Origin of the sequence: Clostridium sp. (assembly GCF_034179595.1) — a bacterium.
Lineage (GTDB): Bacteria > Bacillota > Clostridia > Clostridiales > Clostridiaceae > Clostridium.
On sequence record NZ_JAXFPT010000051.1, the window covers coordinates 1 to 7,409 of the forward strand.

Below are 7,409 nucleotides of genomic sequence, written 5' to 3' on the forward strand. Positions count from 1 at the left end.
TAGGCACGCCGCCAGCGTTCGTCCTGAGCCAGGATCAAACTCTCAATAAAAAGTTTAATCATTTAACTCATAAAACTTACTTGTAAAAAGAATTGCTGGTTGTTTAAATGTATTCTATATTCTGTTCAATTTTCAAAGATCTGTGCGATTTCGTTGACCGCTTTATTATAATAACACTTAAGTTTTACATTGTCAACAACTTTTTTAAATTGTTTTTAATGTTTTACTTAAAGTTTTTTGTTGCCGTCATCACCTGACGACGGATATTATAATAACATGCTCATATCACTTCTAAATCTATTCTATTGTTTATTAAAAGAATTTATTCTTTATATTCTCTATATTTCTTTCTTTTACTAACTAATTCAAATAATGATACACCTGGTATAGTTATTGCCATTTTTCTTATTTTATATTAATTAATTTAGTTTTAACAATAAAAAACATATATTTTCTTTTAATTATTCTCATAAAAATAAAAAAGATAACACAAATATTTGTGTTATCTTTTAGTCATTTATTTTAATGCATGTACTAATTCTTTAAATCTAATTCCTCTTTCCATAAAATTAGGGAACATATCAAATGAAGCACAAGCTGGTGATAATGTTACTATATCTCCTGCTACTGCTACTTCTCTAGCCTTTTCAACTGCACCTTCAAATGTATCTACTTCGATGATTTCAACATCTATGCCTTTATCTTTTTTCAATTTATCAAATGCTTCTCTAATTTTCTTTTTAGTAGCACCAACTAATATCATCTTCTTTATAAAAGGATATCCTTGCTCAGCTAAAGGTTCAAAAGGTATATGTTTATCATATCCTCCTGCTATTAATATTACTTTTTCATCAAAAGCCTTAAGGCCTGCAAGAGTTCTTGTTGGACTTGAAGCTATAGAATCATTATAATATTTAACACCATTTAATTCTCTTACTAACTCACATCTATGTTCTACTCCAGCAAAAGTTTCGCTTACTTTTTTCATTGTTTCTATTGAAACGTCATCTTTAGTTGCTATAAATGCAGCTAAGTAATTTTCTACATTATGCATTCCCTTTAAAACTATATCTTTTCTTTTTACTACTTCTTTGCCTAGTAAATATAATGTTCCATCTTTATAGTAAGCACCATTTTCTAATACTCTCTTTGAACTAAATTCTCTAACTTCTCCTTTAGCTTCTTTTTCAAAAGAATATGTTATATCATTTTCTCTATTTACTACTAGTACTCCTGATTTTTCTCCATATAGGAATATGTTTTTCTTAGCATCTATATATTCTTGCATATCTTTATGCATATCTAAATGATTTGGAGCTAAATTAGTACATATAGCTATATCTATTGGTAAATCCATAGTCATAAGTTGAAAACTTGATAATTCAAGTACTACCATATCTTCTTTTTGTATTTCTTCAATTTGAGAAAATAATGGAGTTCCTATATTTCCACCAACCCAAGTTTTATATCCTTGTTCAATTAATAATTTAGATATTATAGTAGTAGTTGTTGTTTTTCCATCACTACCTGTAACACCGTATATTTTTCCCTTACAATATCTTACGAATTCCTCCATTTCTGAAGTTATGTATGCTCCTTCTGTTTTAGCTTTAACTAATGCATCACAATCTATTCTCATTGATGGAGTTTTAAATATAACATCAAATCCAGTTAAGTTATCTAAATAATTTTCACCAAGTGAAAGTTTTACTCCTTTATTTTTAAACTCATCAGCTAAAGATCCTAATTTTTCTTCACTTTTTATATCAAAAGCTGTAACTTTAGCATCAAGCTCTACTAGAAAATTTATAAGAGGTATATTACTTACACCTATTCCAACAACTCCAACTTTTTTACCTTTTATAAAATCTTTAAATTCCCTAAAATCTTTTTTCATACTCTGCCTCCAAGTCTACACTACTATCAACTTATATATTATGAATTATATTTAATTTTGTCCCATTTGTTTTTAATTATAACACTATAAATTATTGTTTTTAAGTTTTAATTCTATGAAAAAACACAGTTATATTAATGTATATAACAAAAAGAGTATTTTCAAAATGAAAATACTCTTTTCTTATAAACTAGAATTCTAAACTCTTAGCAATATATGCTTCTAAGTCCGCAATTTTAACTCTTTCTTGTTCCATTGAATCTCTATCTCTAACTGTTACTGATTCGTCTTCTAATGTATCAAAGTCAATTGTTATACAGAATGGAGTACCTATTTCATCTTGTCTTCTATATCTCTTACCTATACTTCCAGCTTCATCATATTCAACATTGAACTTCTTAGCAAGTTCTCCATATACTTCTAAAGCTTTATCTGATAATTTCTTTGATAATGGTAATATTGCAGCCTTAAATGGCGCAAGTGCTGGATGAAGATGCATAACAACTCTTGAATCTTGCTTAGTTTCTGTTGATAAATCTTCTTCATCATATGCATCAACTAAGAATGCAAGTGCAACTCTATCTGCTCCAAGTGATGGTTCTATACAGTATGGTATATATCTTTCGTTAGTCATTGGATCTAAGTAAGTTAAATCTTCGCCTGAATGTTCAGCATGTTTCTTTAGGTCATAATCTGTTCTATCAGCTATACCCCAAAGTTCTCCCCAACCAAATGGGAATAAGTATTCAATATCTGATGTTGCATTTGAGTAGAATGAAAGTTCTTCTTCTCCGTGATCTCTTATTCTTAAGTTATCTTTATTAACACCTAAGTTTAATAAGAAATTCCAGCAATACTCTCTCCAATATTCAAACCATTCTAAATCTGTTCCTGGCTTACAGAAGAATTCTAATTCCATTTGTTCGAATTCTCTTGTTCTGAATGTAAAGTTACCTGGTGTGATTTCATTTCTGAATGATTTACCTATTTGACCTATACCAAATGGTACTTTCTTTCTTGAACTTCTTTGAACTTGTTTAAAGTTTACAAATATACCTTGAGCAGTTTCTGGTCTTAAGTATATTTCATTTTTAGCATCTTCAGTTACTCCTTGGAAAGTCTTAAACATAAGATTGAATTGTCTTATATCTGTGTAATTCATCTTTCCACATTTAGGACATACTATATTGTGATCTTCTATATATTTCTTTAATTCTTCATTAGACATACCATCAGCTGAAGCAACTTCAACTCCACTTGCAGTCATATGATCTTCAACTAATTTATCTGCTCTAAATCTCGCCTTACATTCTTTACAATCCATTAAAGGATCTGAGAATCCGCCTAAATGACCTGATGCTACCCAAACTTCTTTATTCATTAAAATAGCACAATCAACACCTACATTATATGGGCTTTCTTGAATGAATTTTTTCCACCATGCTTTTTTAACATTATTCTTAAATTCAACACCTAATGGACCGTAATCCCATGAGTTTGCAAGTCCACCATATATATCTGAACCTGGGAATATGAATCCTCTGTTTTTACAAAGTGCAACTATTTTATCCATAGTCTTTTCTACTGCCATTTCTAATACCTCCAAATTTTTTATAATAAAAAAAGCCTTTAGCAATAAAGGGACGAAAAACATTCCGCGGTTCCACCCTTCTTGGCTAAAGCCCAACTTTCTAGAAAAAATGCTCAAAAGCTCCCTTCATCTTATTTTATTAATGACTTTCACCACATGCCATCTCTCTAAAAATAAAACTAAGACTACTCTTCTTTTTCAACGCACATATAAAATTACATATTAATTTTACCAAAAGCCTTTTATATGTCAAGGTACATAAAAGGTTATTTTTATTGTTACATTAAATTTACTTAATACAGAGTGTATATAGTATATAATATATTTAGATAAAGTTCTAAGGGGGATTTTTAATAATGAGATACATTTTGAACCAAAATTTAGCTTCTATTAGTGAAGACTATTTAATAAAAGATTCAAACGAAGACATTTGTTATAAAGTTGATGTTAAGGCATTTACTTCTATTAGAGAAAAACTATTTTTTGAGGATTCTAACGGAAATAAATTATTTAAAATAAAAAGAAAGCTTATAAAACTATCTAAAACATTTGAAGTTTATAAAGTTAATGAACCTTATGCTAAGATAACTAAAAAAATGGTTACTCCTACAGAAGATGAATTTATAATTGATACACCTTTTGGTGAATTATGTGCTAGGGGAGATTTTACAGATTACGAATTTTGCATATATGATGAATATGATACTGTTATAGCTAAGGCTTCTAAGAGTATAATTAATTCAATAGATAAATATTGTGTAGATATAGAAAACTTTAATGATCATGCTTTAATACTTGCTTGTATTGTCATTATAAATGTAGTAGAGGATGATGAATAATAAAGTAACTATTTACTCTAAATATTAAAAGAAGTTTGTATAAATCTTTATACAAACTTTTTTTAAAAATATTTCTAATATTTTTGATACTATCTTTTAAATAAATTTCTACATTTTTATCTGCAATAATAATTATTATTATTCTTACAAGGTCTTGAATTATAATATCCATTACAACAGTTATCTGGAGTTTTTCTATGTGCTTCAAAACAACTACTTTGAAATTCTGGACAGATAATGAATAATAATGAAATATCTACTGATCTTTTATTAAAATATTTCATGCATACATTTTCTACTCCTACAAAAACGTTATTAATATCATTAAAGCACTTATCATAATGTAGATTTTTTAGCAAAATAAATTCGCAAAAAGGAATGCACCATTGTGCTGAGTGAAGAGATTGTTGACAATTATTAGCTGTGTATAAAATTTTAATTTTCTTTTGTCCATTTAAAAGTAATTTTGGCCCCAATATAGTTTTAAAAACTTCAAAATCTTCTACACATACACTTACCTTTATTTCATTAATAGATTCTATATCCGGCTTTTCATCAGGAACACAAAGAAAATCATTTTGAAGGCATTGTTTACAATATCTTGTACAACTCATAGGTGGATAACATTCCAAATCAGTTATTCCTGTTATTAAAATATTATCTAACATATAACCTCCTCCCAAATAAGTTGATTAATAAAACTTTATATTACATTAATATGAATTACACAAAATTATGACACAAAAATATGTCTTCTATAAAGTTAATATTTATTATACTTTTTTATATCAATTTTCTACATAAAAGTATATATATGTATTGTAAACTCAAAAAAATTGTTAATTTAAGGAGAGTAAATAATATGTCATGTATATCTAGCTTTAAATCTAAATCTAATACTAACTCAAGTTCATGTAATCAACCATTAGTTGATTATACAGGACTTTGTACAGCTAGCGATGTAACAGCTGTAATTAAGGATAATCCTTATTGGATGCAAATGTATATTCCAGAAACATTAGAAATACCACCTCAAAAACCTGATATTGAGGATATTAATTCAATAAATGTAACAGTCGATATAATGAGAAGCGAAGTTATAAAAACTCCAATTTCTCTAAACGAAAGCTATGAAGGTAAAAAGGTTACAGGAAGAAAACTTATTATAGAAGGTACATTATGCCAACAAGTAAGCTATACAGCTAATGTAGAAGATCAATCTATTCACTCAGCTCATTTCTATGTACCATTTTCATCTTATATAGTTGTTCCTCTTGAATATACTTTCCCAGGTACAACTAAACCAGTTGATTCTTTAAATATAAATTATGATGTTAATGCATGTATAGAAGATCTATCTGCTTGCATTTTAGATAACAGAAGAATATTAAAACAAGTAACGCTATTATTATATGCTGTTCCTAATCAAACTTGTTAATTATAAGAAAAGGAGATAAAATTATGCCTATTTGCGATTATACAAATAATACTAACCACACATTTTATGAAAATTGCTGTAATCAAAGTTGCAATATAAGTACAGTAGGAGCTTTTTGCCAAGATAAATTAGAAAAAGTTCTACAATGTAATCCTAAAAGTGATGAATGGGTTGAATTCTATATACCTGAAATTGTTGATATTCCTGAACAAAAACCAGATATTGAAGATATAGTATCTGTTAGTTCATGTATAGAATTAATTTCCCAAAGAGTAATAAAAACTCCTACAGTTAGTGATGCTGTACAAAATGGAGTATTAGTTCCTGGAGAAAAGATCCCTAATTCAGAATGCACTAATTTAACAGGAAGAAAACTTATCATAGAAGGATTATTAAAACAAAAAATTGTTTATACAGCAGCAGTTCCAGAACAAACTCTTCATTCTGCACATTTTGAAATTCCATTTTCAGTATTTATAATAGTTGCACCATCTACTCCACTTTCTCAAAACTTCAGAGTATATCCTTACATTGAAGATATATTTGCTTGTAAGCTTTCTGAAAGAAGTGTATTTAAAAATACTACTATCTTCATAAAAGCAGTAGCTTTATGTTAGCTCATAATATACTAATAAAGGAAGGTAAAAAATATGACTTGTCAAAAAATCAATAAAGGTTGTAATTGTGATTTTAATTTAAAAAGCTTTGGCTTATGCGATCCTAAAAGAATAACAATTGACGGTTCAGATAGAACTGTTTTAAATTGGAACGAAATTTCTGTTCCTGAAATTTTATGTGTTCCAGAAGCAAAACCAGATATAGAAAATCTTGATCAAATTTATGCAAATGCTGAATTAACTTCAGTAAAACTTATAGAAACACCATTTGCTTATAAAACTGTACATGTATTAGCTAGTGCTTCTTTAGTTGCCTCATTAAACACTATTATTACTAAGATTGGCACACTTGTAGGTTCTATTAATGCATTATTCACTCCTACTACTGGTCTTATTCCAGTACTTTTAAATGCAATTAGTGCTGCTTTTCCACGTGTTCCTGTACCATCTTATGTTACAGCTTCTATTGACGCATTGAATGCTGCTCTATTTAATCTTACAAGTTATATAGCAACTATAGATCTTACCGGAAATGTACTTTCAGCTACTTTATATACAGCTTCAAAAACAATAAGTTCTCTATTAGCTGTACTATCAAAAGCATTACAGGATTTAGCTGATTCTCTTGAAACTTCTGTACTTTCATTAGTACCAGCTTCAAATGTACTTTCCACTAATTACCTTCAACCTGTGCTTAATGCTATAGCTGACTTAATAAACAATGGAGACCCTACTGCAAATCCGCCTATTCCTCCTACAACAGCTTCTATTGCTGGTATACTTGCTGCATTAGTTAATTTAATAGGATTAATAGGTTCTGTATCTTATATAACAATAGCTAAAAACGAAGAAGGAACTTGTTTAAGTGGAAGAAAATTAGTTATCGAAGGTTTCTTAAATCAAAAAGTAGTTTATACAGGTGATGTAGATATTCAATCAGTTCACTCAGCACATTATTCTATTCCATTCTCTGTGTTTATAGTTGTTTATCCTAAATTTGAAAATCTTGACTATCAACCTAATGTAG

Annotated in this window: 7 protein-coding genes and 1 other annotated feature; of the genes, 4 read left to right on the forward strand and 3 right to left on the reverse strand. The window is 28.6% G+C overall.

Annotated elements, in window-relative coordinates:
• Positions 1-517 precede the first annotated feature (517 nt).
• Both murD and SPJ33_RS06135 read right to left on the reverse strand, forming a co-directional pair.
• Positions 518-1,897, reverse strand: a complete 1,380-nt coding sequence (gene murD / locus SPJ33_RS06130; RefSeq protein ID WP_321117093.1) for a UDP-N-acetylmuramoyl-L-alanine--D-glutamate ligase — start codon at positions 1,895-1,897, stop codon at positions 518-520.
• Between the two features lie 190 nt (positions 1,898-2,087).
• Entirely contained in the window at positions 2,088-3,488 is a 1,401-nt protein-coding gene (locus SPJ33_RS06135) for a glycine--tRNA ligase (RefSeq protein WP_321117094.1), read from the reverse strand.
• 45 nt (positions 3,489-3,533) lie between these two features.
• Positions 3,534-3,699, reverse strand: a binding site (T-box leader).
• A 145-nt stretch (positions 3,700-3,844) separates the two neighbouring features.
• Between SPJ33_RS06135 and SPJ33_RS06140 the strand changes: the two genes are divergently transcribed.
• On the forward strand, positions 3,845-4,327 hold the full coding sequence (locus tag SPJ33_RS06140; protein ID WP_321117095.1) for an LURP-one-related/scramblase family protein: 483 nt from the start codon (positions 3,845-3,847) through the stop codon (positions 4,325-4,327).
• A gap of 116 nt (positions 4,328-4,443) precedes the next feature.
• Here SPJ33_RS06140 and SPJ33_RS06145 read toward each other — a convergent pair whose 3' ends face one another.
• A complete protein-coding gene (locus tag SPJ33_RS06145) occupies positions 4,444-4,995 on the reverse strand; it encodes a DUF3794 domain-containing protein (protein ID WP_321117096.1) in 552 nt (183 codons plus the stop codon).
• Between the two features lie 194 nt (positions 4,996-5,189).
• On the opposite strand from SPJ33_RS06145, the gene SPJ33_RS06150 reads away from it, so the two are divergent.
• The 3 genes from SPJ33_RS06150 to SPJ33_RS06160 all read left to right on the forward strand — a co-directional run.
• Positions 5,190-5,765 (forward strand): DUF3794 domain-containing protein, encoded by a 576-nt coding sequence (locus tag SPJ33_RS06150; RefSeq protein ID WP_321117097.1) that lies wholly within the window; start codon positions 5,190-5,192, stop codon positions 5,763-5,765.
• Positions 5,766-5,788: 23 nt separating this feature from the next.
• A complete protein-coding gene (locus SPJ33_RS06155; protein ID WP_321117098.1) occupies positions 5,789-6,382 on the forward strand; it encodes a DUF3794 domain-containing protein in 594 nt (197 codons plus the stop codon).
• Between the two features lie 33 nt (positions 6,383-6,415).
• Positions 6,416-7,409: DUF3794 domain-containing protein (locus SPJ33_RS06160; RefSeq protein ID WP_321117099.1), on the forward strand; the 994-nt coding region annotated here is incomplete at its 3' end.